Source organism: Belnapia moabensis DSM 16746, assembly GCF_000745835.1.
In the GTDB taxonomy this organism is placed as follows: Bacteria; Pseudomonadota; Alphaproteobacteria; order Acetobacterales; family Acetobacteraceae; genus Belnapia; species Belnapia moabensis.
Map to the genome: position 1 here is coordinate 1 of NZ_JQKB01000065.1, position 25,255 is coordinate 25,255.

Here is a 25,255-nt window from a genome sequence, read left to right on the forward strand (position 1 = left end):
GCCCCGGTGGGCATCGTCTTCTTCGCCGCATCGGTTGTCCTGCTGCTGCTTCGCTCCTTGAGCATGCGGGAGGCTTATGACGCCATCGAGTGGCCGGTGCTGATCCTGCTTGGCGCGCTGATTCCGGTGAGCGAGGCAATCCGCACGACCGGCGGCAGCGACCTGATCGCGGGCTGGCTTTCCGGCATGGTGCAGGCCTTGCCACCAACCGGCGCACTGGCCTTGATGATGATCTTCGCCATGGCAGTGACGCCCTTCCTCAACAATGCGGCGACCGTGCTGATGCTAGGACCCATCGCCGCAAGCCTAGCGCAGCGCCTCGGCCTCAACCCGGACCCGTTCTTGATGGCGGTGGCGATAGGTGCAGCCTGCGACTTCCTGACGCCCATCGGCCATCAGTGCAACACGCTGGTCATGGGGCCCGGCGGCTACCGCTTCGGTGACTACTGGAGGCTGGGTCTCCCCTTGTCCATTGTTGTTATTCTTGTTGGCATACCGCTTATTGCCGTTGTCTGGCCAACCGGGGGTGGCTGATTTGTTTCTGCCGGCGCTTGCGTCAAACATGACGACGTGAAGTGAGGTCTAGAAACCCATCTCGATAACCGCATTTCGCGGCTGACGCGGCTGGGAACGACGGAGCGCCACTCGTGGCGTGCGCGCCGCTGCTGTGTGTCAGGCGGTGACCTTGGTGCATGGGTCGTCCGGTTGGGCATCCTCGGGTAGGCTGGCGTGAGGGCTGACCCTCGATGGCGGCATTGGCAACTTATTGGACGTGACGCTGAGTTTGCCCGCACGAGGGTGCGTGCTTGGCCTCACGCGGCGATCTGAGAGCTAGGCGCCTGGGGCGTGGCGCTAGCTGGTGCGGTGGTAAGGGGCTCGCCTGGGGTGGATCCGGCGCTGCTGACGATGGTGTTGCGTGCTGTGACCGTGTTGCAAGGATCGGCAGTGCCCTCGCATGCTGCCTACGTTGACGCCGCTCATGGGATACGAATGTACTCCGGCCGTCCCAGCTCCAGCATTCGGTTGAGCGCGCGAGCCGCGATGGCGACTTCCGTCGAGCGACGATCGTCGGTGCGCGACCGGAGGCCGTCGCCGATGACCCGCTTCCAGCGTGACACGTCCGCCTCGACCAGAGCACGCCAGTTGTAGCCTGATCGCCGCTGCCAGCCCATGCGGCCATGCGCTGCGATGCCCGCGATGTGCTCGTCGCGTTGCGTCGGCGGCATGTCATCTGCCGTACTGATCACGGCACTCGAGCGCGGCGGGATGATGACGACGGCTCGTCGACTTCGCGCCGCGACGGCGGCATAGACGTCGCCGCGGTCATAGGCGCCGTCAGCGGTCAACGAGGCAATCGAACCGCCGTAGCTGTCGAGCAAGGCCTCGACCTGCCCACCATCATCAGCGTCGTGCCCGGTCAGCTCGGCCGCGACGATCTCGCCAGTGTCGGCGTCCGTGGCGAGGTGCAGCTTGCGCCACAGCCGACGCGTCCTGGCTCCATGCCGCTCGACCAGCCATTCGCTGGGCCCGCACAGCCGCAGGCCGGTGCTGTCGACCAGCAGGTGCAGGGGCCGCCTACTCGCTCGCATCCGCGGCAGCGCGAGCGACCTCGCCCGTCGGCTCATCGTGCTGTGGTCCGGCACGGTCAGATCCAGGCCGAGCAAGCACAGAATAGAGCGGATCAGGCCCTCGGTCTGCCGCAGCGCGAGCCGGAACACCGCCCGCAGCGTCAGCGCCGTGGAGATCGCCAGGTCGGAGTAATGCGGCTGCCCACCGCGGGTAGTGCGTGGCTCCGCCCGCCACGCCGCGATCGCCTCAGCGGTGAACCAGACGGTCAGGCTGCCGCGGGCCTGCAGCGCCGCATCGTAAGCCGGCCAGTTCGTCACCTGGTGCCGCTGCCGAGGGATCCGATGCCGCCGATCCTGGTTGGCCTTGAACGGCATGCTCGCCCCCTACCGAGGATGTGCCCTCGGCCCGAAGCCTATCACCGATCCAGCTCAGCCGCGATCCATGCACCAGGGTGCTGCGGCTCGTCTTTCACCTCGCCCTGCGCCAGGCTGAGGGTTTCGCCACGAGTGTGCTGCGGCTGTTCGGGCAGGCGCTGCGCGTTCCGGACCACACCACCTTGAGCCGGCGCAGCCGCAACTTTGCCGGGCGGCAGCCCAGGATGGTGCCGAACGGCGCACTGCACCTGGTGATCGACAGCACCGGCCTAAAGCTGTTTGGCCAGGGCGAGTGGGACGAGGAGAAGCACGGCCGAACGCGCCGGTCCTGGCGCAAGCTGCACCTTGCGGTGGACGCCGGCACCGGCGAGATCGTCGCCTGCTTGCTGACCGACAATGCCGCCGATGATGCCGGTCAGCTGCCGGCGCTACTCGAGGCGACTGAAGGTGAGATCGCGTCCGTGACGGCGGATGGTGCCTACGACGGCGACCCGGTGTACCAGGCCATCGCTGGTCACCAGCCCGATCCACCGCCGGACGTCGTCATCCCGCCGCGGGCCCCGGCGGTGCCGGGCACGGAGGACGCCGAGGCGCAGAACCAACGCGATTGCCACATCCGGCTCATCGCTGAAAAGGGCCGCATGGCTTGGCAGAAGACGACCGGCTACGGCCGGCGCAGTCTCGCGGAGACCACCGTCGGCAGATACAAGGCGATCATCGGGCCGAAGCTGCGCGCCCGCCTCTTGCCTGCCCAGCAGGGCGAAGTCGCCATGGCCGCCGAGGCGTTGAACCGCATGATCCGGGTTGCGAAGCCGGTTTCCACTCGCGTCGCCTGATATCCCGGATTGAGTGCGGCCAGTCCTGTCTGCTCACCCGCATCCATGCACCAACGCCCCTTGCTGACTGAAAAGGGCGGGAAACGGCTGTAGAGGGTTCGATGTCCAGACGTCCGCTTCATCTGGATTCTGTTGAGAAAGTCTGTTGAGGAGCTGCGCCGCCCCTGATTCAGTCCTCCTGGTGGTGGAGGGCACAGCCATGATGGGCGAGCGGCAGGTCCGGCAGGAGGCACTGTTCTACGGCTTCAGCCTGGAGGAGCACGTTCCCGCCGATCACCTGCTGTTCTCGATCGACCGCTTCGTCGAGCTGAGCGACATCCGCCGACACCTTGAGCCCTTCTACAGTCCGATCGGGCGCCCCTCGGTCGACCCCGAACTGATGGTCCGTATGCTGCTGATCGGCTACTGCTGCGGCGCTCGGTCCGAGCGGCGGCTGTGCGAGGAGGTCCACCTGAACCTCGCCTATCGCTGGTTCTGCCGCCTCGGCCTGGACGGCGTCGTCCCGGACCACTCCACCTTTTCCAAGAACCGGCACGGCCGCTTCCGCGACAGCAACCTGTTACGGCAGCTGTTCGAGGCGACAGTGCGCCGCTGCATGGCCGAGGGCCTCGTCGACGGCCAGGGCTTCGTGGTGGACGCCAGCATGATCTGGACGGACGCTAACCGGCAGAAGGGCGTTGCCGCCGCGGGGAGCTGAACACAGAGGACGCCAGCCGCGCCGTGGACGAGTACCTGGCCGTGCTCGACGACGCCGCTTTCGGTGCGGCGACCGAGGTGCCGCCGAAGTTCATCTCGCCCACCGACCCGGCTGCGCGCTGGACGGCGGCAGCCGGTGGTCCGGCCTGCTACGCCTATTGCGACAACTAACTGACCGACGTCGAGCACGCCGTCATCGTCGACGTCGAGGCCACCACGGCGGTGCGGGATCGCCGGGCGTGGCGGGCAGGATCGGCGCGGCCGGGCCTACTGCCGCTCCTACCCGCGGGCGTCCTGCCGGATCATGTCTGCGGCTTTCTCGGCGATCATGATTACGGGCGCGTTGGTATTACCGGAGACAATCATCGGCATGATCGACGCATCGACCACCCTGAGCCCTCCGATGCCGTGAACACGGAGGCGGTCATCGACGACCGACATCGAGTCCGGTCCCATCTTGGCGGTTCCGACGGGGTGGTGGATCGTGCCCCCCTTGCGGCGAGCGAAATCGAGCAACTCGTCATCGCTCTGCGCGTCGTCGCCCGGTTCCACCTCATTGACGATGTAGCGGGCCAGGGCCGGTGCCTCGGTGATCCGCCGCGCAATCTTCATGCCCTCCAGCAGACAGCGCCGATCGGACTCCGCGACGAGAAAGTTTGGCCGGATCGCAGGCGCCTGCAGCGGGTCACCTGACCTGATGTGTATGGAGCCGCGGCTGTCCGGCCGCAGCGGCGTCGGCCCGATGGTTAGACCCGGCTCACGGTCTAAGATGCGCTTCACCGGATCCCTGAAGCTGGCGTGCGCGATGGTGTACTGGATGTCTGGTGTCTCGAGTTCCGGGCGCGAGCGGACATTGCCGTTCACAATCCCCGCCGAGGTCGTCAGCATCCCTCGCTTCGTCAGGGCATACCTGACAATCTCGCGCAGCAGGGGCAGGCCGTGCGAGCGTTCGTTCAGCGTGGCCGCACCCGTGACCCGCCAGACCATCCGGATTATGTAATGGTCCTGGTAGTTCTCGCCGACGCCAGGTAGCGCGTGCCTGACCTCGATGCCATGCTCCTGCAGGACATCCGGGCGACCGATGCCCGAGAGTTCCAGAACCTGCGGCGACTGCACCGCTCCCGCGCAGAGCAGCACCTCACGGCGAGCCGTCGCGGTCCTCGCTTGCGAACCCTTGAGGTAGGCCACACCCGTCGCCCGCTTCCCCATGAGCAGGACCTTCGTCGTGTGGGCGTTGGTCTCGACCCGCAGGTTGGGCCGCTTCAGCGCCGGCGCCAAATAGGCGCGCTTGGTCGACCAGCGGACCCCATCCTTCTGGGTCAGCTGGAAGTAGGCGAACCCGTCCTGCTTCCCGCTGGTGTAGTCGGGGTTGCGCGGATAGCCACACTCGGCCGCCGCCGCGATCACTGCGTCGGTGATCTCGGCGGCCTCGTACTGCGGGCGCACGTTCAGCGGTCCGCCTTCGCCACGCCAGGGGGCGGCGTCGCCTTCCCAGTGTTCTGCTCTGCGGAAGTAGGGCAAGACATCGTCCCAGGACCATCCCCTGTTCCCGGCCTGGGCCCAGCAATCATAGTCGCGGGCCTCGCCGCGCACATACAGCATGGCATTCAGTGCGCTGGTGCCGCCTAGAACGCGGCCGCGCGGAATCGGAAAGGGGCGGTCATAGGTGTAGGGTTCCGGCTCGGTCTGGAACCGCCAATTCAGCCCCGGCATGTCGATCGTCTTCACGTAGCCCGCGGGGATGTGGATCAGCGGGTTGCGGTCCCGTCCGCCCGCCTCCAGCAGCAGGACGGTCACGCCGGCGTCCTCGCTCAGCCGGGCCGCGAGCGTGCAACCGGCCGAACCGGCGCCGACGATGACGTAGTCGTACTCGGACGCGTCGGAGCCATCGTTCATGAGCGCCATGGCGCTGTCGTTCCTTCCTGGTTCAAAGTGATCAGCCCACGCAGGTACGGCCCAGGCGGGTCCCGAGCCAGGCAGTGACGGCTGCGGCCAATTCGGCCGGGACCTCCATCGGCAGCATGTGCCCGGCGCCCTCAAGGATGCGCAGTTCCGTGCACGGGATACCCGCGTGAAGCTCCTCGGCCTCTGCGATCGACCGCAGCCGGTCCTGCCGCCCCGCGATCACGAGGGTTGGGCAGCGAATGCCGTGCAGCTCGGCCAGGTCTTCCTCGCGCGGCATCAGTGATTGCCGGCGGAACACCTCGCCGCCGAGGCGGAGCGCCATAGCCTGTATGCGGCCCACCAGGGCCTCGTCTCCAGCCCGATCAGGGTGCAGCGCAGAGGCCACGACGGACCGTCCGAAACCGGCGAACTGTCCGAGGGAGGCGACCTGCCCGGCGGCGGATGCCTTGCGCCGGGCCTGCTCCGGCGTGTCGCCGCGCGCCGATGTCGCCACCAGCACCAGCGCCTGCACGCGCTCGGGCGCCAACCGGGCCATCTCGCGGGCGACGTAGCCACCCATGGAAAAGCCAATGAGGATGGACGCACCTGCCACCTCGGCTAGCGCCCGCTTCGCCATAACCGCGATGGTGCCATCGTGGCTCGTGTCCGCATGGCGGATCGGGCCCCACGGCGCCAGCGCCCCCTCGACGTCGCGCCAAAGGTCGGCGTCCGTCATGAAACCGGGAATCAGCAGCACGGTCACTGTGGGTCATCCATGGCCGCGCACCGCGGGCAGGGTGCGCAGGAAGCTGGTGGCGCTGCCGCACAGCGCCAGCCCGGCCCCGAGCCACAGCACGGCCACCAACCCGTTGGCGGCGAAGGCGTGCAGGCACAGCGCCACCAGCGCCGCGCCGACCGACTGCCCTAGCAGGCGCGACGTGGCCAGGATGCCTCCCGCCCCGCCGCTTCGGTGTCGCGGGGCGCTGGTCATAATCGCCTTCATGTTGGGCGACTGGAAGAACCCGAAGCCGATGCCGCACAGCACCAGCCGCCAAGCGATGTCGGCGACGCCGGCGGCGGGCGTCAGCGTGGCCAGCATCGCCAGCCCAAAAGCGACCAGCAGCAGGCCGGCACCGCCCAGCAGGCCGGGCGAGACCCGGTCCGCCATTGGCGCCGCCACCAGCGTCATCACCGCCAGCGTCACCGGCCAGGGCGTGATGAGGAAGCCCGCCTCCACCTGGCTGTAGCCCAGCTCGGTCTGGAACAGGATGGGCAGCGCGACGAACACCAGCCCCTGGATGGCGAAAGCGCAGATCGAGGTGGCGGCCGACAGCGCGAAGACCGGATTCTGGAACAGGTCGATGGCGAGAATCGGCGTTGGGCTACCGGCCTCTCGCCGCCAGAGCGCGTAGCCGCACCCCGCCGCAGCCAACCCGGCCAGTGCCATCGGCAGCCAACCGGTTCCATGCGCCGCCCCGGCGATCGCAAACAGCAGCAGCGCGAACATCCCTGCGCAGAGCGCAGCCGCCATGCCGTCGAACGGCCGCCGGTGCCGCTCCGTCGGCGGCAGATTGCGAACCGACAGGACGAAGGCGAGCAGCGCGATCGGCAGGTTGCTCAGGAACAACCATGGCCAGTCCAGCACTGAGAGAATGGCCGAGGCGGTGGTCGGCCCCACGGTGAAGGCGACGCCGACGACCAGCGCGTACAGCCCAAGCCCGCGCCCGAGCCTCTCGGGCGGATACACCGTGCGGATCAGGCCGGGGGTGGTGGCGGAAACGGCGGCTGAGCCCAGCCCCAGCACCGCCCGCGCAACGGCGAGGCTGGGCAGCGACCACGCCAGGCCGCAGGCCAGGGCTCCCGCGGCGAAGGTCAGCAACCCCACAAGGAAGACGCGCCGATGCCCGTGGATCTCGCCAAGCGCGCCCATTGGCAGCAGGGCTGCCACCACTGCGAGGTAGTAGACGTTGATGATCCAGATGGTAGACCCGGCGCTGGCGCCCAAGCCATTGGCGATGGCCGGCAGGGCGGTGCTGGTCAGCGAGATGTCGAGCGTGATGACGGCGACGCCGAGCAGCACCGCCAGCAGCCCCGGCAACCTGCCTCGCCCGCCGTCGCCGTCATGTCCCATCATGCCCCGCTGCGTTCGCCAAGGACCCCCGCCGCCAGGAATCCGCCATCCACGGGCAGGACGACACCATTCACGTGCGCGGCCGCCTCCGAGGCAAGGAAGGTCACCACCTCCGCGATCTCCTCCGGGGCGGCGTAGCGTCCATCGGGAGTTGCCGCGTCGAAGGCGGCGCGGACTGCGGCGGGGTGATGTCGGCGCACAAACTCCGTCTCCGTCGCCCCCGGAGCAACGGCGTTGGCAGTGATGCCGAAGCGCGCCAGTTCCACTGCCATCTGCCGGGTCAGCCCAATGACCGCCGCCTTGGAGGTGCCGTAGGCCGCGCGGTCCAGGCTGGCGCGCACGCCGCTGATGGAGGCGATGCTGACGATGCGGCCCCAGCCTGCCTCCGCCATCTGCCGGGCCGCCGCCTGCGAACAGAGAAAGGCGCCGGTGACGTTGATTGCCATCACCCGCTCCCACGCGTCGAGCGGATGCTCCAGGAATGGGTGCACCGCAGCGATGCCGGCATTGTTTACCAGAACGCCGACCGGGCCATGCCGTGCCGCCAGTGCCGCGAAGGCGCCCTCGATCGCTCCAGGGTCAGCCACGTCCAGCACGGTGCCTTCCGCCATCCATGGTTCGGTCGGCAATGCGGCCAGGGCGGTCGTGTCACGGTCGAGCAGGACAACCCTGAACCCGGCCGTTCCGAGCCGCCGTGCCACAGCCAGCCCGATGCCGGTGGCAGCGCCGGTGACGACAGCGAGGCGCGAAGCGGTCATTCGTGGGCTCCTTCGGCGCCGAGCAGGGCGGTACGGAAGCGATCCTTCAGGTACGAGCCGTCCCGTGGAGGCATGACCAGCGGCGGCTTGTCGGCGGCGATCTTGCACACTGCCAGCAGAGGCCCCGCTGCCTGGCGGCTCGCCTCCACCAGCTGGGGCACCTCGTTCGCCGAGCGCAGTTCCAACACCCGGGGGATGCCGCATTCGCGCGCCACCCCAGCCAGGCTGACGCCGTGGGCGGTATGGGTGGCCTGATTGCCCGTCTCGCCCCAGCGCTCGTTGTCCAGTACGCAGATCGCCAGGTTCGATGGCCGTGCCACCGCGACCGTCGCCAGCGCCCCGAGTTGCATGAGCATCTCGCCATCGCCGGTCACCACCAGCACCTGCCGCGCGGGCTGGGCCAGGGCCAGGCCCAGCCCCACCGTGGCCGCGGCACCCATGGCGGCCCAGACCGGGAAGGTGAGTGGGTGGTCGCCCGCCGCCGCGCAGTCCCACACCGTGGAGCCCAGGCCAGCGACCACCAGCAGATCGCCGCGGTCACGCAGCAACTCGTTCACCAGCCAACGCCGTGAGAGACGGCCGTCGATCATGCTCTCCATGTCGGGCTCCCTCACTTGCCGAAGCTCTTGGAGCCGATGAGCCGCTGGCTCACCAGCAACGCCGTCGCGCGCCCGCCGAGAAATGCTTGGCGCAGCGCGTGGTCAGTCACTTCCTGCGCCTCCTCTGCGCGTTCCAACCTGAACAGGTCGAAGCCGAACAGGCGCAGCATGTCCGGCGCCGCCTGGCCCATCGGGATTTGCCAGGGGACGAACTCGCCCCACTCACCCCGCATGGAAACGATGAGCAGGGCCGGTAGGGTGCAGCTGCGCAGCATGGCGAATAGGTTGCCGCAGTTGCCGACGCCCGAGGACTGGATCGCCAACACCGAGCGCATGCCGCCCAGCCAGGCGCCGGCGACGATGCCGACGCCCTCTTCTTCGGTGGTCAACGGTACAACGGTGATCGCCGGGTCGGCCTCGCAGCGCGCAATCAGCGGCGCGTTTCCGCCGTCGGGGACATGGGCGAGCAGCCGCACGTCGCGCGCTGTGAGAGCCGCGTGCATCGCCTCTGACCACACACCACGTGCAGTGCCGTAGTCATAGGATTCAGTCATCATGGGCCTGTGTTCCAGCTCCGATTATCATGACCGCAATTCGGCTTCGGTTTTGCGCAGGGCCTGCTCAATGTCATGGATGAGATCGGCTGCCGCTTCGATACCCACAGAGAAGCGGATAAGATTGCCCGGAACCACGCTGTTTGGTCCCTCCACCGAGGCGCGATGTTCGGCGAGGCTTTCAACGCCGCCGAGCGACGCGGCACCGAGGAAGATGCGAAGATTACGCGTTACAGCGCGCGCGAACTCCGTGTCCCCGCGCACCAGCAGCGACAGCATGCCACTAAAGCCGTCGATCATCTGCCCACGCGCGATGGCGTGGCCAGGATGGCTCTCCAGGCCGGGATAGAGCACGCGCTCGACCACCGCGTGATGTTCGAAGTGCCTGGCGATCGCCAACGCATTCGCCGATGCGGCCCGGTAGCGGAGCGGCAATGTGCGCAGCCCGCGGATGAGCAGCCAGGCCTCCATGGCGCCCAGCACGCCACCGGTTAGGTTGCGGTCGTTGACGATCTCCGCCCAACGGTCGTCCAACATATTCGTAGATAGGCAGCCGGCCAGGACGTCGCTGTGTCCGTTCAGGTACTTAGTCGCAGACTGAAAGACGATATCGACACCGAGGTCCAGTGCCCGTGTTGTCACCGCGGGTGTGACGCTCGCATCTAGGCAGAGGCAAGCGTTGACGGAATGAGCGGCCTCGGCTGCCGCGGCGATGTCGATAATGTCCCAGGTCGGATTGATAGGGGATTCGATCCACACCATTGCCGTGTTCGGCCGGAGGGCTTTCGCCAGGGCCTGCGGATTCGCCTGATTGAAAAAGGTCGCTTCAGCCCCGTGTTCGGAAGCGACCTTGCGGATCAGGTCCTGTGCGCCGTGATACATAATGCGCGGCGCCACAACATGGTCACCGTTGCGCAGCGTCCCGATCAGCGCCGCCGCCGCCGCGAGACCAGAGCCGAAGAGCCGTGCTTCCTTAGCGCCGTCCAGCTTGGCAATCAGCGCTTCCGCCTGCAGGACAGTCGGGTTCCCGTAACGTGAGTAGCGAAGACCACCGGGCAACTCGCCCTGCTCATTCCTTGCGAAGGTTGTCGAGATATGTACGGCGGGAACCACATCGCCGTACATGGGATCGACAAGATGGTTTGCTTGGGCGCAGAGCGTGTCGAACGACGTGTCGGTCATGGGCCTGTCTCGTTAACGTTAAGGGTGCCGGTCAAGGAGAGGACCTATTCCGCCCGTAAGCCGAGTACGGTGACCAGCGACGTCCATCGCTGCGTTTCCGCCCGCACATAAGCGTCGAGCTGGTCGTCCGGGATGCTGGAGCGTTCGGCACCCTGCTGCTGCCAGGTGCGCTGCAGCTCTGGCGCGCCAAGTGCTTTCCGCACCTCGACACGCAGCCGCGCGATGATCGATGCCGGGGTGCCGGCCGGAGCCCAAAGCGCGTACCAGGTGCCGGCGTCGAGATCCGGTCCGCCGGCCTCGGCCATAGTCGGAACCTCGGGGAACAACGACGAGCGCGTACGCACCGTCAGCGCTAGCGGCCGCAGCCGCTGGCCCGCGATCTGCGCCGCCGAGGTGCCCATGCCGTCGAACATCATCGGACAGGTACCCGCGAGCAGGTCGTTCATCGCCGGCGCGGTGCCACGATAGGGCACGTGCACCATCTTCAAACCGGTTTCGCGCAAGAACATCTCGGCGATAATGTGCTGCGAGGTCCCGCTGCCGGACGAGCAGTAGGTGAGGTTCCCGGGGTTGGCGCGCGCCCGGTCCATGAGGGTGCGCAGGTCGGTCAGGCCCACGGCCGGGTTGACCACAAGGACGTTCGGGACCACTGCGGTTATAGCGATGGGGACGAAGTCTTGGTCGATGCGGTAGCCGCGCTGGGGGTACAAGGCCTCGGCCATCGGCTGGTGCACGCCACCCGAAAGCAGGGTGTAACCATCAGCAAGCGACCGCGCGGCGTTCAGGACGCCGATGGTGCCGCCGGCGCCGGCGCGGTTGTCCACCACCACGGGATGGCCAAGCTGCCCCTGGAGCTGCGCCGCGACAGGCCGGGTGAAGCTGTCGACCCCGCCACCGGGGCCGTAGGGGACCACAATGCGGATGGGCCGGTCCGGCCAGCTCGCGGTCTGGGCCACCGCCGGGGCGGCGCCGAGAGCTAGCGCGGCGGCAAGCAACAGGCGTCGAATCATGCGGGCGTCTCCTTTGGCGCGGCCTGTGCGGCCGTCTTGAGCAGCTTCCAGGTGGAGGTGGCATAGGCGAGCAACTGGCCCCCCGCGTCTCTGGCGTCAGCGCGCAGGAACCAGGTTCCACCGCGGCGCAGTGCCTCGCCACGGCAGGTCACACGCCCGATGCGGATGGGCGCCAGGTACTGGACCTTCATCTCCAGCGTCGTGCCTGGCCCGGCATGGCGCTGGATGAGGTGGCCCATGGCAATGTCGAGCGCCGTCGCCAGCACCCCGCCGTGCAGCGTGCCCTGTGGGTTGAACATGAAGTCCTGCACCTCGAAAGCGACCTCGCAGGCCTCGGCCGGGAACGTGACCTCCAGGCCGAAAAGGCGGGCGAGGAAGAAGTCCCCGAAGACCTCGCGCTCACCGCCGGCGGCACGGGCGAAGGCAGCGCGAGCCTGGTCAAGGTCGACCTTCCGGGTCACGCCGGCTTCCCCAGCCAGTCCTGCAGCACCTCCGCCTGGTGTTGCCCCAAGGTTGGCGCCGGCCGCGGAGTGGGCGGCGGCATCGCGCCGAAGCGGGCCGGTGAGGCGATGCTCCGGGTCGCTCCGGCCGTCGGGTGCTCGGCTTCCAGGACCATGCCACGGGTGACGAGTTGTGGGGCGGTGCAAACCTCGCCCACGCTGCGGATGGCGCCGCAGGGCACGCCGACGGCGGAGAGCGACGCCACCCAGTCGTCGCGCCTGCGTTCACGGACGATAGGGACCAACAGTTCCATCAGCGCAGCGCGGTTCTCGACGCGCGCCGTCGCCTTGGCGAAGCGCGGGTCATCCCGCATCTCGAGGCAGCCCGCCGCCTCGCAGAACAGGCTCCAGAACTTGTCGTTGGCGACGCCGATGTTCACCCAGCCATCGGCGGCCTCGAAGGTTTCGTAGGGCACGATCGTCGCGTGCGCGTTGCCGCGCCGCACCGGGTCGCGGCCGGTGGCGAAGTAAATGCCGGCGTTGAAGGTCAGCAGGGAGGCCAGAGCATCGAGCATGGCGACCTCGACGCGTTGGCCCTCGCCGGTCGTGTCGCGGAGGCGCAGTGCGGCGAGCACCGCTTGGCTGGCGTAGAGGCCGGTGACGAGGTCGGCGATCGAGGTTCCGACCTTGGTCGGCGGTCCGTCCGGCTGGCCGGTGATGCCCATGACGCCGGCCTCGCCCTGTACGATCAGATCGTAGCCGGGGCGCCCGGCGTCCGGTCCTTCGCCGCCGAAGCCGCTGATGGAGCAGAGTACGACGCTGGGGTTTGCCGCACGCAGCGCCTCCCAGCCCAGGCCGAGCCGATCCAGGGCGCCGGGGCGGAAGTTCTCCACCACCACATCCGCTTGGGCCGCAAGTGCCAGCGCCGTCTCCCGGCCCTCCGACCACTTCAGGTCGAGGGCTATGCCGCGCTTGTTGCGGTTGACCGAGAGGAAGTAGGCGCTCTCGCCACCCTGAAAGGGCGGGCCATAGGTCCGGCTCTCGTCGCCACGGTCCGGTTCCTCCACCTTCACCACGTCGGCACCGAAGTCGCCGAGCAGCATGGTGCAGAATGGCCCCGAGACGACGCGGGTCAGGTCGAGAATGCGCACCCCGGCCAGAGGCCGGGATGCGACGGCAGGGTCAGACCATGGCATCGGCGAGCGCCGTCATGCTGGGAAGCAGCAGGTCGGGCTGGTGGGGCCACTGGGCCAAGGGGCGCTTGCGGCGGTCGATGAAAGCCGTGTGCATGCCGGCAGCCTTGGCGCCAACGCAGTCGAATTCGTGGTTGGCAACGAACAGCACCTCGTCCATCGCCACGCCCATCTTGCGCGCAGCCATTTCATAGGTCGCGCGGTGCGGCTTGAAGGCGTTGGCCTCAGCCACGCTGATCACTGCGTCGAAGGGCACGCCGTGGTGCTTCTTCGCCTCCTCCAGCATGTCGGGGTCGCCGTTGGAGAGGACGACGAGCTTGTACTTCGTCTGCAGGCGAGCGAGCGCCTCCGGCACCTCCGGGAAGCATTTCAGCCGCTCGATGCAGGCGACGAGCCAGCGCACCTCTTCTTCGGTGTGCGGAATTTTCGCTCGCGTCATGACGTGGCGAACGGAGAGATGACCGATCTCGCGATAGGGCATGTGCTCGCGGTGGAGCAGCGCGTCGATCATCGAGTTTTCGAAGTGGGTGCGACGCCACCAGGTGACGAACTCGTAGGCGTTTCCGGTCCAGCCCTTGGCCTTGAGGAAATCGACGGCGACCTCCCAGAGGCCGGTCTGCATGTCCACGACCGTGCCGTACTGGTCGAACATGCAGACTTTGATCTTGCGCTTGAGTGCCTCAGCGTCGGCCATGGCCGCGTCCTCCTCCGTCATCCTGGGCAGAGGGTGGCAGCGGAGGTCCCATGGAGGAAATGGATACTTGCTCTAGTGCTATTCACCATATCAATATCACCCTATGCGCCTGCGCACCGTTGACCTGAACCTGTTGGTCGCACTCGACGCCCTGCTGGAAGAACGGCACGTGAGCCGGGCTGCCCTGCGTGTTGGCCTGAGCCAACCGGCGATGAGCAATGCCCTGGCCCGCCTGCGCGCCACTTTCGGCGATGCCCTTCTGGTGCGGACGCCTCACGGCATGGAGCCGACCGCTCGCGGCCTCGAATTGGTGGGCGAGGTTCGGCAGGTCCTCCGCCAAGTCGAGCGGGTGCTCACCCCCGATACCGGCTTCGAGCCGTCACGCTGCGAGCAGCGCTTCGTGCTGCGCATGTCGGATCTCTTGAGCTTGCTGTTCCTGCCCGGGATCGCGGAGGCGGTGTCGCGCGAGGCCCCGCTGGTGGCCTTGGAAGTGGTTCACCTGTCGCCGGCACAGACGGTGGACGCTTTGGAGGCCGATTCCTGCGACCTTGCGATCAGCATGGGCCTGGCTCATGGCGGCTCGATCCTCCGGCAGCCGCTGCTGCCGGACCGGATGATCTGCGTGATGCGCGAAGGGCATTCGGCCGCCCGTGGGCACTTCGACCTGCAGCGCCTACTGGGCCTGCGGCATCTGCGGGTGTCCATCAGCCCGGTCGACAGCCGCTTTGTCGACGATGCGCTCGGTCGACTGGGTCACAGGCGGCAGGTGGCGGTGAACGTGCCGCATTGGCTGGTTGTGCCTGAGGTGCTGCGCGCCACCGATCTCGTGGCGGTGATGCCGGAGCGCCTGGCGGAAGTGCTGGCCCGGACGGCCGACGGCTTCGTCCGACGCAGCCTGCCGCTGCCGGAGGCCGAGTTCGAATGGGCGCTCTACTGGCACCGCCGGCATGACGGGAGCGTGCAACATGCTTGGCTCCGCGAGCTCGTCGCCGGGTCAACGCGAGGGCGCCAGCCAGAAGCATCCCGTGTGCGGGCGCCACCACCCGGCCCCGTCCTGAGATCCGCTCGCCCGCTGCGGGGGCCAGGAAGTTAATCTTGAACTCCGTCGTCAAGACAGATCCCGACGTCGCCCGGAGCAACGCGGCCCAGCACGGCGCCGAGGGTCCGCATGAGGCCCTGGCGAGAGAAGCTGGATGCGATTCGCCGTCGGATGCCGGCATCCTCAGCCGCCTCAATCGGCGCGGCGGATGCCGGGTCGGGCTGGCCATTCCGCAGCCTCACGCGGCCCAGACCACCTGCGCCTGTTGCACGATCTGTCCGACCCGCACGGCAACCTCCTCCGCCGTGATCGAGCTCACCGGATGGTCGATCACGACCGGCCGCAGCCTGGGCATGCCGAGCGCCACGCGCGTGAGCTGGGTCTCCTTCAAGAACTCCGTCGTGATGATGCAGGCAGCCGGCCGGCCGAGCCGCTCCAACGCGATCGAGTCCCGCACGCAGCAAGAGCAGCAGGACCCGCAATCGCCGATCGCGGTCAGCACGATGTCGCACTCGGCGGCGATCCGGGCGAGCAGCTCGGGTGCGGCATCCTTCGAGAAACTGTGCTTGACGTAGTAGTTCACCGCGGCGAAAGCGACCTCGCCAGACAGCGCCTCGGCAGCGCCGCGCAGCAGCTTGTTGGCGTTCCACTTGCTGTTGTCGAGGATGCCGAGGCGCAGCCCCGCCAGTGCGACGGGCCGCGGAGCCAGCGGCGTCTCGGTGCTCTCGACCCGCCCGCGCGGGTCGAAGGCGAAGATGCGGGTGTCGTCCACTCTTTGCAGCATCGGTCGAGCCTCCCTTAGATCGCGCAGACGTCGCCGGCGCAGTCCGACCCCTCGGGTGCGGCCGCCTCGGCGGAGACCGGCCTCATCACCGGCGTGTTCATGTGTCCCCAGCCGGGGATGAAAGCGGAGAACCGGCCGGCATCGCCGCCAAGGACAAAGAGGTGGATGTTGTCCGGGCTCGGCACGATGGGGATCTGGCTGTTCGGGTCGCGCCGGTACCACTTGGGCAGGTTGCGGTTGTAAACTTGGCCATAGCGATGGTCGCGGCTGATCAGCCGGAAGGCGTTACCGCTGTGCATCCAGAGATAGTGACGGATGTCGCGGCGGGTCCAGCCGTGCCGGGCGATGGTCCGCGCATGCTCGAGGCCGAGCGCCACGGCGCAATGCCCGGACAGCACAGCGTTGTTCGAGGCGATGGTGCTCATGGCCGAGCAGATGGTGTCGAGGATCCCCTCGGGGTCGTTGCACTGGTGGTCGGTGACGCTGTGCGGCGCCTCGGCGGCCATGGCGAAGACTGTGCTATCATCGGGCTTCCAGCCCTGCTCGACATGGTAGGGGGCGAAGGGGCTCTGCGCCTCATTCTCGCAGACCGCGTAGCTGTACTTCGCGGGATTTCCGAGCGTGCACTTGTCAAGGTCGGGTGGATGCGCGCCGCCGACATTCAGCAGCACCAAGCGGATGGCCCGGCCGATCGTCGCATTGGCGCGGTTGCCCGGCCCGAAGGCATTTGCGCCGCCATTCATGCCGATGGCGCGTGCGATCGGGCCGTTCACGATGACCAGGGGCGCCGCCATGTGCGTCGTCGCCTGCACGCCGTTCAGGTTGAAGGCTTGATCCATCAGGGCGGCCAACGCCGCCCGCAGCACCGGGGCATAGGACGGCAGGCAACCGGCCATAACAGCGTTGATCGCCAGGATTTCTCGGGTGAGCACGCCCCAGCGCGGCGCTACCTTACCCTCGACGGCATCCGGGTCGCCGCCTAGGGCATCGACGAAGGCGACGACCGCCTCCGGCGTGGGCGGCACCACCGGCAGGCCGTCGGTCCAGCCACGCTCGTAGTAATACTCGACCAGGTTGGTGCCCGGCGCCACGGCGTGGTGGCCCGTGATCTCCAGAGTGGTGGCCATGCGTTCCTCCGGTCCTTCTGCCCGGGAGAATGCTGGCCGGCCTCATCTATGCCAAGATATTTAGCTTTCCGATCATTATTCCAATCTATGCATCAATAACCCCGGCCGGCCAGGTCTCTGCAAGGGTGGCGAGGAGGCCGGCAGCGGCCGGCCCAAGGTCTCGCCCGCGCTGCGTGACAAGGCCGATGCGCCGGCTCAGCCCGGGCGGCGCAAGCGACAGCCGCGCCAAACCCTCGCCGCTTGGCCCGTTCACTGCGCCGGCAGGGACGATGGCGAGCCCTGCGCCGGCCCGCACCAGCCGCAGCATGCTGGCGAACTGGGTCACGGTGAGCACGTGTTGGAAGGCCAGCCCCACTTCGGCGGCCGCCGCATCAAGCATCCGACGCGTGCGGGACTCTGGCGGGAAGGACACGAGCCGCTCGCTCGCGATGTCGGCGAGCGAGACGGCGTCGTCGCGTCCCACCAAGGCGTGGCCGGGCGGGGCGACGACGACGAAATGCTCGCGCCCGAGCGGCTGGGCGGACACATCGTCCGGCAGATCGTCCACGTAGGTGAGGCCGAAATCCGCGACCCCGCCGTGGATCTCGGCGAGGACCGCGCCGTGCACGCCCTCACGCAAGTGGATCTCGACGCTCGGCCGGGCGGCCGACCAAGCTGCCAAGATCGCAGGTAGCGGGCCGGCTGCGGCCGACATGATGCACGCGAGCACCACCCGGCCGCGACTCTCGGCAGCAATCTCGCGGATGTTGCGGGCGGCCATGCGGATCTCGTGGAGCAAACGCTCGGCTATCGGCAGGAACTCGCGGCCGGCCTGAGTCAGGCGCACCCGCCGGGTCGTGCGCTCGAACAGCGCGGCGCCGAGCACGTCTTCGACCCGGCGTATGATTCGCGTCAGCCCGGGCTGCGAGCATTTCAGCACGGCTGCGGCGGCGACGAAGCTGCCCTGCTCAGCGACGGTCATGACGGCCAGAAGTTGCCGGGTGGAGAGATCGGGAACCTTCGTGTGGGTCACCCCAGCATCATGTCGACTAGGGGCGGCAAGCAGTCAACGATGCGATAAAGCGGGTGTGTCGGGTATACATCGGCCGTCCTCATGGGCTGTTGCGACGCTCGCCGAGAGATGCGCATCGTCGCTCGCTGTGGCTACCCAGACTAGAGGTCAATGCGGCAATTCAGTCTGCCTGGATGTTTTATGGCCCACTCGGTGCGGAGGCCACCGTCAAGCACCGCCATTGTCCGGTTTGCATCCGCATACGGACAAGGCAGGCTTGGGCTTGAAGATCCGAGAAGGGTCTTTTCCGGCTGAAGGGTCAGCGTCCGCTATGGCGCCATGACTTGCAGGGTAGAGCGGACCTCTGCTCGGCTCGTCGGCTACCGCCGCTTTCCGCCCAAAACCGCCGTCAATAGCCGCCGCTGAGCTGCACCTAGTCGCTTGAACACACTCCGTCACATGCGATAAGCCCCGCGCAGACCAAGTTAGCGGCTCTGCGGTCCCGGTGAGTGGCTCATGGAGAAGCATGGCACCAAGCGGCGCCGGGCCTGGAAGATGCTCCACCTCGCCACGGACGCCGGCACCGGGCGGATCAGCGCGTCGGTGCTGACCGACAAGGATACTGACGATGGCTCGCAGGTCGGCCCCTTGCTCGACCAGGTCGATGGTTCTGTGGCGTCCTTCACCGGCGATGGCGCCTGCGACCGGGACGAGGTCTATGCCGAGGTCGCGGCGCGGCATCCCGATGCGGCCGTCTTCGTCCCGCCGCGCTCGAGCGCGGTGCCGAGTGACGCCGCCGAAACCGCGCCGACACGGCGGGACCGGCATCTGCAGCTCATCGCCGAGCGCGGCCGCATGGGTTGGCAGAAGGCATCAGGGTACAACTGGCGTGCTCTGGTGGAGGCCGGTATCGCGCGCAGGAAATGCGTCATCGGCGGCGGGCTGCGCTCGTAGATGGATAAGCGGCAAGCGACCGAAGTGGCCATCGCCGCCCACGTGCTGAACCGCATGCTCGAGCTCGGACGTCCGGAGTATGTCCGGATTGCGTGACCCGGAACACGGGCAGGGCTCAGTGGGTCCAGGATCGAGTTGCCCTGACTGTTTCATCCTGGCTCGGGAGCAAACCAGCCCTGCTTCCTGCGTTGCCGTCCCACGAGGTAAAGCAGCAGCCGGGGAGCAACGGCAAGGAGGGGCCCCTTGGACAGTCCATTCGTCATGAAACTGGAGCAGTTCAGGCGCTTCTCCGACGAGGACCGGCGGCTGCTGAGCGAACTCACTTCCAAGCGCCAGCAGCAGTACGGGGCACGCGAGGACATCGTCCGCGAGGGCGAGCACTCACCTGACATCCACGTTGTCATCTCCGGCCTAGCGTGCCGCTACAAGATCCTGCAGGACGGCAGGCGGCAGATCATGGCCTTCCTGGTGGTAGGTGATCCCTGCGATTCCGAGATTTTCATCCTCAAGGAAATGGACCACAGCATCGGCACGCTGATACCAAGCGTGATCGCCTCGATCCCAGGCGACACCATGAAGGACCTGCTGCTCAATCGGCCGGGCATTGCGCTCGCTTTTTGGTGGAACACGCTGCAGGACGAAGGCGTGTTGCGCGAACGTATCATCGACGAGGGCCGCCGCGACGCCTACTCGCGGATCGCTTTCATGATCTACGAGATCCTTCTCCGTCTACGAGCGGTCGGCGTCATGGATGACGAGAGTTTCGACTTCCCGATTACCCAGACAGACCTGGCGGACGCCACCGGCCTCACGCCGGTCCACGTCAACCGCATGTTGCAGCGTCTCCGGGAAGAGAAGCTGATCGCCATCGAAGGCAAGCGCTGGACAGTGCTCGACCCCGCCGGCTTGCGAAAGGCGGCCCAGTTCGAGGCGAATTACCTGCACCTCGACCGCGCGAAGGATGAGCCGGACAGCGAAGCCGGTAAGCGGCTCAAGGGCCTTATCTGAAGCACCCCCAACGGTGCCCGCCGGCACCTGCCCGAGGTTGGCCCATGTCGTCTCCTGAACAGCGAGTGCCGATCAACCTGACCGCAGCCACGGAGCGGCTACCCTGGTCCGAGGTGGGGCAGGCGCTATGCGTCCACGGCGCTTCCGAAGGCAGCGTACTCGAAATCTGCGGGCTGGACCGCGCAGGGGGCGGGCACGCGAATGACGGGCTCACCGACACCGTCTACGTCGTCGCATCCGGCTACGGCGCGCTCCGCTGGGGCGACACGGCCCTGGAGTGCACTGCCGGTGACGTGCTGTTCGTGCCCAACGGCCGGCCACACTGCTTCGAGCGTCTGCATGGCGAGATCAAGATTTGGCGTATCTCGGCAGTGCCCGGTTCGGCCATTGCCGGCCCCCAGAACTGACCGCACCGGCTCGGAGCGGCGGCACCACCGATTTGTTGTCTACCGCTCGGTCCTGAGCATTGCCTGGACCCGCCGCGCTAGGGTGTCGAGTTCGAACGGCTTGCCGATCACCTCGACCCCGGCCGGCAGCGCCGAGCCCGCATAGCCGGTGATGAACAGCACTGGCAGCGCCGGCATCCGCTCGCGCGCCGCCTCGGCCACCTGCCGACCGTTCATCCCGTTCGGGAGGCCCACGTCGGTGACCAGCAGGTCCACGCGTGAGGAGGCCTGCAGGAGCCGCAGTGCCGCCGGCCCGTCCGCCACCGCCAGAACCTGGTAGCCCAACTCGCGGAGCCGCTCGGCGGCCGGGCCGCGCACTCCGTCCTCGTCATCCACCAGCAGCACCGTTTGCCCCGTGGCAGCCCGCTCGAGAACCGGAGCCGGCGGCGGCGGCCCGACCGTCTCCGCTTGTTCCTGCCTCGGCAAGTAGAGGCGCACGGTCGTACCTTGCCCGGGCGCACTCTCCAGCCGGACGAGTCCGTCGGACTGCCGCACAAAGCCGTAGACTTGGCTCAGCCCCAGCCCGGTTCCCTGGCCCACCGGCTTGGTGGTGAAGAACGGCTCGAAGACGCGCACCAGCACCTCCGGTCGCATCCCCTCCCCGGTGTCGGTGACCGAGATCACCACGTAACCGCCGGGCGCTGCACCTTCCTGTTCTGCGATGTCCGCCGCGGACAGCTCGGTGTCCGCCGTGCCGATCGTCAGTCGCCCGCCCTCGGGCATGGCGTCGCGCGCGTTGATGCAGAGGTTCAACAGCGCGCTCTCAAGCTCGTTGGCGTCGCACAACACGCTCCCGGTGCCGCCGTGCAGGTCGAGCTCCACCTTGACCCCGGGTCCCACCGTGCGGCGGAGCAGGTCCGCCATGCCCGCGACCAGCCCGTCCGGGCCGATCGCCTTCGGGTCGAGCCGTTGCCGCCGCGCGAAGGCCAGCAGGCGCCGTGTCAGCCCCGCCGCCCGGCCCACCGCCTCGCGCGCCATTTCCAGGTAGCGCCCCGCCTCGTCGGCGCGGCCTTGCGCGATCCGGCGCCGCGCCGTCTCCAGGCCGCCTGCGACGCCCTGGAGCATGTTGTTGAAGTCGTGCGCGATACCGCCCGTGAGCTGGCCCACAGCCTCTATCTTCTGCGCTTGCCGCAGCGTCTCCTCGGCACGGGCGCGCTCAGCCGCCTCGGTGCGTAGGGCGTCCAGCGTTTGCGCCAACTCAATCGTGCGCTCCGCTACAAGCGCCTCCAGCTCCTCGTGGCCGCGGGCCAGCACCTCGCGGGCGCATACCTGGTCGTCGATGTCGGTCGAGGTGCCGAACCACTCGATGATGCGGCCCACCTCGTCCCGCATCGGCACGGCGCGGCTCTGGAACCAACGATAGGTGCCGTCCGCAGCACGGCGCGTGCGGTGCTCAACCGAGAACAGCCCGCTCGCCTCTGCCGTGGCCCAGGCCGCCATTGTCGTCGCGCGATCGTCGGGGTGGACGGCCTCAAGCCAACCAAGGCCCAGGCTCTCCTCCTCCGACAGGCCACTATAGGCGATCCATTGCGGACTGCCCCAGGTGCGCTCGCCCGAGGTGCGCGAGCGGAACACGAAGTTGGGGATGCTCTCGGCGAGAGTCCGGAAGCGGTTCTCGCTCTCGCGCAGGGCTGCCTCGACGGCGCGGCGCCCGGTGCGATCGCGCAGGATCTTGAGGTAGCCGAGCAGCGTGCCGGCGCCGTCGCGCATCGGCGTCATCAGCCCACTGGCCCAGAACCGGGAGCCGTCCCGCCTGAGGTGCCAGCGCTCATCCGCCGCGCGGCCCTGCTCCCGCGCGCTGCGCATCTCGGCCTCCGGCGCCTCGGCCGCCAGGTCCTCGGGTGTCCAGATCACCTCGGCGCTCCGGCCGAGGATCTCCGCCTCGTCCCAACCCAGGATGTTGCGCGCGCCAGCATTCCAGCCGGTAATGCGCCCGTCCAGGCCGGTGGTGATGATGGCGAAGTCGGTGGCGCTCTCCAGAATGAGCCGCAGGCGCTGCTCACCCGCGTGGTGCGCCGCACGGCTTTCGGTCAGCTCAGCATTGACGAGGCGGAGCGCCGCGTTCGCCTGCTCCAGTGTACCAAGCGCAAGACGATCGGCAGTGCCGGCAGAGGCCCGGTCCTGAGCCCGTGCGCGACCGGCGTCGCGTTCTGCTCCCACGATCGACGCCGCGGCTTGGTGGCCTTTGAGTTGGGCGCGTAGAGCGGTATTCTCCGCCTCCAGGGCAGCGATCCGGGCGCGGAGGTCGCTGTCGTCGGAATGGGTGGATTCTCGGGTGGACATGCCGGGTTTCCTTGCAGCGGACCCGGAGGTCACAAACGACCAGTTTCCTGGAACGGAGGCTGCCCGGGAGCGCGGCCGGGTGAGTCGATCCTCGCGCACTATGGACATGCCAGCAGACGGTCGAACTGGTTCCGGACCAGCCGGTAGCAGCCGCAGGCGGCCCGCTCGAGCCCGGCATGGTCCAGCACCACCGTCTTACCCCTGCCAGACCGTATGAATCCGGCCTCCTGCAGCGCGCCGATGGTGATTGTGATGCCCGAGCGGCGAACGCCCAACGCCGCCGACAGCGTATCATGGGTGAGCGGCATCTCGGGGCCTTCGGCCCGGTCACACGCTGCCAGCAGCCAGCAAGCACAACGTTCGGGCAGGTGGTGGCGGCCGTTGCAGGCCCCGGTCTGGGCGATCTGGATGACGAATGCATCCAGGTAGCACAGGCAGCGCTCGCGCAGGGCCGGCACGCTGCCCAGGAGGCGTCGGAAGCACGCGACCGGCATCCGCAAGGCCGAGCCGGGCATCTGAACCCTGGTATGATGGAAGGCGATCGGGCGGTCGCTGATCACGGAAGCGACGCCGGCCATGCCCTCCCGGCCGATCATGCCCACCTCGATGCCCACATCGTCGGCTCCAGTGTCCGCCACCAACGACACCACACCTTGCTCGACGAAATAGACGTGCTCGATCACCTCGCCGGGCCCGAACAGGGTCTGATCACCGACCAGCCCCACCAGGGTGAGGTGCGGCCGCAGGTTGTCGAAATCGCTCTGCGCCAGCGCGGCGAGCAGCCGGTTCCGGAGGAGGGGTGCCCCAGCCGATACCGGAGCGCTCCCGATGGCGGGCCATTCTACCCCGATCGGCATTGCAGGACCTCCCTCAGGGCAGAAGCGGTGGAAGCTCGAAGCCTTTCCCGTCGCAGCCGGGGCGGAAACCCTGTCCGTTCCCGTCACCCTTTCTGCTCCGCGGGGCCACCAACATCACCGCTTCTAGGCGGAAGCGCCCAGGACCGCTCTATACTGGGTTAGGTTTCGGCCAGACGGATGTCTGCTTCCCGCCCCGACGCAGCTGGCAAGGAGGACCGGCGTCAGGCGACACGCAGGGTGCGGAAAGTTACCGAACACCGTAGCCCGTCCGTGGGTGGGATGCTGTGCTCCCACTCTGTCCTTGCCGGCCCCTGCAGCAGGTAGGCGGATCGTGGCTCGAGGCGCAGCGAGGTGCGCTGCCAGGAGGCACCGGCCCGGCGTCGCAGCCGGAAGAGGCAGGGAGCGTCGAGCGAGACGCCGAGGACATCGCCGAACACAGCCTTGTCACGGTGCCAGCCGATTGCCGCACCGGGCGGGTATTCGGTGACCAGGGCCTGGCTCAGTGTCTGCGGAGCAAGGCCGGCGAAGGTCGCAGCGCGCTCGCGCAGCGCGAGCAGGAAGGGCGGGATCGGCGGCGCGTCCCGGATGGCCTCACGCTCAAAGTCATAGGCCCAGCCAAAAGAGACAACGCGGCGCCGCCCGACATGGCCGTGGAAGGCAAAAGCGGCGAAGTCCAGCGTTGCGAAGGCTTTGAGGATCGCGCGCTCCTCCTCCCGCGGGATCGCCTCGTCCCAATACTGGAAGCCCGGTGGCAAGGCAGGCGCCGGGGCGAAAAGATCGAGTTGGCTGGCCGGCATGTGCCGCGACCCTGGAAGCAGTGCCCGCAGCCTACATCAGCAGCGACTGTCCCCGCACTCCATCTTGGGCTGATCAAGAAGGGCGACCACTCTTGCCGCACGACCAATCGCCTTTGGAGACGGCCTCGAACCGCCGCTTTCCACCCAACTCGACCGCCGGCCGGCGCGCGGACGGTTAGCAGGTCTACCGACTGCGGCTTGCCTTTTCGGCCACTCGATACGGCGGAGGTGCCGGGATCGCCATCGCCAAGCATCCAAAGGCATCAGACATGCTGAGCAGCGGGGACCACCTCACCTGCGAGAATGCCCGCTTAGCTGGGTCAGTCCTCGCTTGCTGCCTCCGGCACCTGCAACCCCAGCCGCGCCGCTGCAGCCTCAAGCCGCTCGACGGCGCCCTCGCGCCATTGGTGCCCAGTCAGCAGCCTGGTCGCCTCGGCCGGCGGCATCGCAAGGGCGGCGCCGATCTCGGCGGGTGTGGTGATGCCCCGTTCGTCCAGCTCGCGGCCGATCGCCATCTTCAACCGGATCATGGTCAGCCGATCGGCAGCCCGGCGCCGACGCTCCTCGGGCGAGATCTTCGGCTTGGCGGGCGGTATCTGGTCGGGCGGCAGGCTCATGTCGCGGATGTTGAGGCGACGTCGCAGCCAGCGCTAGCTCACCACGCTCAGTTAGCGGCCAGGCCCAGGAGGGTCCTGCTGCATCGGTGCTGTTGGCTCTATCCGAACGGCGTTGAGCGCCATGTGCGTTACCGTCTCAATGGCCCGTTCGAAGCCAGCAGCAGCTGCCGGCGGGGCGTCATGCTCAATCTGCGCCAGTGCTGCAGGCAGCATCGAGTGAAGGGTACCCAGTATCTCCTCCCGCTTTGCGAGCGGAGCGCGCGTGAGCAGCGAGATATGGGCAATCAGAATGGCTAAAATGCTCTTCAAGGCATGGACCTCGCCCCGTAGCTCGTTGAGCTGGTCGCGCTGCTGCACAGGAAGGCCGATTGGATCCGAGGTCATGGGTGCCACCCGCTGCTGGATCCTAGCACCATCGGCCGAAGCACTGGC

25 protein-coding genes and 2 pseudogenes are annotated in these 25,255 nt (G+C 67.8%); 7 read left to right on the forward strand and 20 right to left on the reverse strand.

Going from position 1 to position 25,255, the window contains the following annotated elements:
- Window positions 1–534: SLC13 family permease (locus tag EP26_RS23980; protein WP_043342374.1), on the forward strand; the 534-nt coding region annotated here is incomplete at its 5' end.
- 443 nt (window positions 535–977) lie between these two features.
- Here EP26_RS23980 and EP26_RS23985 read toward each other — a convergent pair.
- A complete protein-coding gene (locus EP26_RS23985) occupies window positions 978–1,943 on the reverse strand; it encodes an IS5 family transposase (RefSeq protein ID WP_043342376.1) in 966 nt (321 codons plus the stop codon).
- Between the two features lie 77 nt (window positions 1,944–2,020).
- On the opposite strand from EP26_RS23985, the gene EP26_RS23990 reads away from it, so the two are divergent.
- Window positions 2,021–2,779 (forward strand): IS5 family transposase, encoded by a 759-nt coding sequence (locus tag EP26_RS23990; protein WP_169747472.1) that lies wholly within the window; start codon window positions 2,021–2,023, stop codon window positions 2,777–2,779.
- A gap of 199 nt (window positions 2,780–2,978) precedes the next feature.
- A pseudogene (locus EP26_RS23995) lies at window positions 2,979–3,643 on the forward strand (transposase); the annotation flags it as partial.
- A gap of 111 nt (window positions 3,644–3,754) precedes the next feature.
- Here the strand turns inward: EP26_RS23995 and EP26_RS24000 are convergent.
- From EP26_RS24000 to EP26_RS24050, 11 genes are read right to left on the reverse strand one after another with little or no spacing between them, the layout of a single operon-like run.
- Window positions 3,755–5,380: a GMC family oxidoreductase gene (locus EP26_RS24000; RefSeq protein WP_052389604.1), complete on the reverse strand. Its 1,626-nt coding sequence runs from the start codon at window positions 5,378–5,380 to the stop codon at window positions 3,755–3,757.
- A gap of 31 nt (window positions 5,381–5,411) precedes the next feature.
- Complete coding sequence (locus EP26_RS24005; RefSeq protein ID WP_043342378.1) at window positions 5,412–6,122, reverse strand: alpha/beta fold hydrolase; 711 nt, start codon at window positions 6,120–6,122, stop codon at window positions 5,412–5,414.
- Window positions 6,123–6,128: 6 nt separating this feature from the next.
- Window positions 6,129–7,493 carry an MFS transporter gene (locus tag EP26_RS24010; RefSeq protein ID WP_052389605.1) on the reverse strand — a complete coding sequence of 455 codons (1,365 nt, stop codon included), beginning with the start codon at window positions 7,491–7,493 and terminating at the stop codon, window positions 6,129–6,131.
- Window positions 7,490–8,248, reverse strand: coding sequence for an SDR family NAD(P)-dependent oxidoreductase (locus tag EP26_RS24015; RefSeq protein ID WP_043342382.1), 759 nt, complete (start codon window positions 8,246–8,248; stop codon window positions 7,490–7,492). Before EP26_RS24015 ends, EP26_RS24010 begins: the two co-directional genes overlap by 4 nt.
- A complete protein-coding gene (locus EP26_RS24020; RefSeq protein ID WP_245624499.1) occupies window positions 8,245–8,847 on the reverse strand; it encodes a thiamine pyrophosphate-dependent enzyme in 603 nt (200 codons plus the stop codon). The genes EP26_RS24015 and EP26_RS24020 overlap by 4 nt, the downstream gene beginning before the upstream one ends.
- An 11-nt stretch (window positions 8,848–8,858) precedes the next feature.
- On the reverse strand, window positions 8,859–9,404 hold the full coding sequence (locus tag EP26_RS24025) for a phosphonopyruvate decarboxylase (RefSeq protein WP_211259534.1): 546 nt from the start codon (window positions 9,402–9,404) through the stop codon (window positions 8,859–8,861).
- A 24-nt stretch (window positions 9,405–9,428) separates the two neighbouring features.
- Window positions 9,429–10,583: a trans-sulfuration enzyme family protein gene (locus EP26_RS24030; RefSeq protein WP_043342384.1), complete on the reverse strand. Its 1,155-nt coding sequence runs from the start codon at window positions 10,581–10,583 to the stop codon at window positions 9,429–9,431.
- Between the two features lie 44 nt (window positions 10,584–10,627).
- Window positions 10,628–11,593: a Bug family tripartite tricarboxylate transporter substrate binding protein gene (locus EP26_RS24035; RefSeq protein ID WP_052389606.1), complete on the reverse strand. Its 966-nt coding sequence runs from the start codon at window positions 11,591–11,593 to the stop codon at window positions 10,628–10,630.
- Window positions 11,590–12,054: a PaaI family thioesterase gene (locus tag EP26_RS24040; RefSeq protein WP_043342388.1), complete on the reverse strand. Its 465-nt coding sequence runs from the start codon at window positions 12,052–12,054 to the stop codon at window positions 11,590–11,592. Before EP26_RS24040 ends, EP26_RS24035 begins: the two co-directional genes overlap by 4 nt.
- Window positions 12,051–13,184 (reverse strand): CaiB/BaiF CoA transferase family protein, encoded by a 1,134-nt coding sequence (locus EP26_RS24045; RefSeq protein ID WP_245624500.1) that lies wholly within the window; start codon window positions 13,182–13,184, stop codon window positions 12,051–12,053. Before EP26_RS24045 ends, EP26_RS24040 begins: the two co-directional genes overlap by 4 nt.
- Window positions 13,185–13,215: 31 nt before the next feature.
- Window positions 13,216–13,920 (reverse strand): haloacid dehalogenase type II, encoded by a 705-nt coding sequence (locus tag EP26_RS24050; protein ID WP_043342390.1) that lies wholly within the window; start codon window positions 13,918–13,920, stop codon window positions 13,216–13,218.
- Between the two features lie 103 nt (window positions 13,921–14,023).
- Here EP26_RS24050 and EP26_RS24055 point away from each other — a divergent pair, with 103 nt between their 5' ends.
- The gene (locus tag EP26_RS24055) at window positions 14,024–15,013 is read left to right on the forward strand and encodes a LysR family transcriptional regulator (protein WP_084112896.1); all 990 of its coding nucleotides are present in this window, start codon (window positions 14,024–14,026) and stop codon (window positions 15,011–15,013) included.
- Window positions 15,014–15,197: 184 nt separating this feature from the next.
- Here EP26_RS24055 and EP26_RS24060 read toward each other — a convergent pair whose 3' ends face one another.
- From EP26_RS24060 to EP26_RS24070, 3 genes are all read right to left on the reverse strand, one after another.
- Window positions 15,198–15,743 carry a UGSC family (seleno)protein gene (locus tag EP26_RS24060; protein ID WP_052389608.1) on the reverse strand — a complete coding sequence of 182 codons (546 nt, stop codon included), beginning with the start codon at window positions 15,741–15,743 and terminating at the stop codon, window positions 15,198–15,200.
- Between the two features lie 14 nt (window positions 15,744–15,757).
- Window positions 15,758–16,870, reverse strand: coding sequence for a hypothetical protein (locus EP26_RS24065; RefSeq protein ID WP_043342391.1), 1,113 nt, complete (start codon window positions 16,868–16,870; stop codon window positions 15,758–15,760).
- Between the two features lie 85 nt (window positions 16,871–16,955).
- Window positions 16,956–17,882, reverse strand: coding sequence for a LysR family transcriptional regulator (locus EP26_RS24070; RefSeq protein ID WP_043342393.1), 927 nt, complete (start codon window positions 17,880–17,882; stop codon window positions 16,956–16,958).
- A 480-nt stretch (window positions 17,883–18,362) separates the two neighbouring features.
- Here EP26_RS24070 and EP26_RS24075 point away from each other — a divergent pair.
- The 3 genes and pseudogenes from EP26_RS24075 to EP26_RS24085 all read left to right on the forward strand — a co-directional run.
- Window positions 18,363–18,815 (forward strand): annotated as a pseudogene (locus tag EP26_RS24075) (transposase); the annotation flags it as partial.
- A gap of 243 nt (window positions 18,816–19,058) precedes the next feature.
- The gene (locus EP26_RS24080) at window positions 19,059–19,823 is read left to right on the forward strand and encodes a Crp/Fnr family transcriptional regulator (protein ID WP_043342394.1); all 765 of its coding nucleotides are present in this window, start codon (window positions 19,059–19,061) and stop codon (window positions 19,821–19,823) included.
- Between the two features lie 65 nt (window positions 19,824–19,888).
- A complete protein-coding gene (locus EP26_RS24085) occupies window positions 19,889–20,230 on the forward strand; it encodes a cupin domain-containing protein (RefSeq protein ID WP_043342396.1) in 342 nt (113 codons plus the stop codon).
- 39 nt (window positions 20,231–20,269) lie between these two features.
- Here the strand turns inward: EP26_RS24085 and EP26_RS24090 are convergent, their stop codons facing one another.
- From EP26_RS24090 to EP26_RS24110, 5 genes are all read right to left on the reverse strand, one after another.
- Window positions 20,270–22,585, reverse strand: coding sequence for a PAS domain S-box protein (locus EP26_RS24090; RefSeq protein ID WP_211259536.1), 2,316 nt, complete (start codon window positions 22,583–22,585; stop codon window positions 20,270–20,272).
- A gap of 65 nt (window positions 22,586–22,650) precedes the next feature.
- Entirely contained in the window at window positions 22,651–23,409 is a 759-nt protein-coding gene (locus EP26_RS24095; protein WP_052389612.1) for a Crp/Fnr family transcriptional regulator, read from the reverse strand.
- A gap of 221 nt (window positions 23,410–23,630) precedes the next feature.
- Window positions 23,631–24,206, reverse strand: coding sequence for an alpha-ketoglutarate-dependent dioxygenase AlkB (locus EP26_RS24100; RefSeq protein WP_043342398.1), 576 nt, complete (start codon window positions 24,204–24,206; stop codon window positions 23,631–23,633).
- 320 nt (window positions 24,207–24,526) lie between these two features.
- Window positions 24,527–24,823 (reverse strand): hypothetical protein, encoded by a 297-nt coding sequence (locus EP26_RS24105; protein WP_043342399.1) that lies wholly within the window; start codon window positions 24,821–24,823, stop codon window positions 24,527–24,529.
- 51 nt (window positions 24,824–24,874) lie between these two features.
- Window positions 24,875–25,255 (reverse strand): hypothetical protein (locus EP26_RS24110; RefSeq protein ID WP_211259538.1); only part of this gene is annotated, 381 nt, incomplete at its 5' end.

Excerpts from the sequence above, each read along its gene's own strand:
- EP26_RS24025 (WP_211259534.1), bottom strand. The coding sequence starts at position 9,404 with ATGATGACTGAATCCTATGACTACGGCACTGCACGTGGTGTGTGGTCA.
- EP26_RS24015 (WP_043342382.1), bottom strand. The coding sequence starts at position 8,248 with ATGACCGCTTCGCGCCTCGCTGTCGTCACCGGCGCTGCCACCGGCATC.
- EP26_RS24030 (WP_043342384.1), bottom strand. The coding sequence starts at position 10,583 with ATGACCGACACGTCGTTCGACACGCTCTGCGCCCAAGCAAACCATCTT.
- EP26_RS24060 (WP_052389608.1), bottom strand. The coding sequence starts at position 15,743 with ATGCTGCAAAGAGTGGACGACACCCGCATCTTCGCCTTCGACCCGCGC.
- EP26_RS24095 (WP_052389612.1), bottom strand. The coding sequence starts at position 23,409 with ATGCCGATCGGGGTAGAATGGCCCGCCATCGGGAGCGCTCCGGTATCG.
- EP26_RS24000 (WP_052389604.1), bottom strand. The coding sequence starts at position 5,380 with ATGGCGCTCATGAACGATGGCTCCGACGCGTCCGAGTACGACTACGTC.
- EP26_RS24020 (WP_245624499.1), bottom strand. The coding sequence starts at position 8,847 with ATGGAGAGCATGATCGACGGCCGTCTCTCACGGCGTTGGCTGGTGAAC.
- EP26_RS24050 (WP_043342390.1), bottom strand. The coding sequence starts at position 13,920 with ATGGCCGACGCTGAGGCACTCAAGCGCAAGATCAAAGTCTGCATGTTC.
- EP26_RS24055 (WP_084112896.1), top strand. The coding sequence starts at position 14,024 with ATGCGCCTGCGCACCGTTGACCTGAACCTGTTGGTCGCACTCGACGCC.
- EP26_RS24035 (WP_052389606.1), bottom strand. The coding sequence starts at position 11,593 with ATGATTCGACGCCTGTTGCTTGCCGCCGCGCTAGCTCTCGGCGCCGCC.
- EP26_RS24105 (WP_043342399.1), bottom strand. The coding sequence starts at position 24,823 with ATGAGCCTGCCGCCCGACCAGATACCGCCCGCCAAGCCGAAGATCTCG.
- EP26_RS24010 (WP_052389605.1), bottom strand. The coding sequence starts at position 7,493 with ATGATGGGACATGACGGCGACGGCGGGCGAGGCAGGTTGCCGGGGCTG.
- EP26_RS24065 (WP_043342391.1), bottom strand. The coding sequence starts at position 16,870 with ATGGCCACCACTCTGGAGATCACGGGCCACCACGCCGTGGCGCCGGGC.
- EP26_RS23985 (WP_043342376.1), bottom strand. The coding sequence starts at position 1,943 with ATGCCGTTCAAGGCCAACCAGGATCGGCGGCATCGGATCCCTCGGCAG.
- EP26_RS24100 (WP_043342398.1), bottom strand. The coding sequence starts at position 24,206 with ATGCCGGCCAGCCAACTCGATCTTTTCGCCCCGGCGCCTGCCTTGCCA.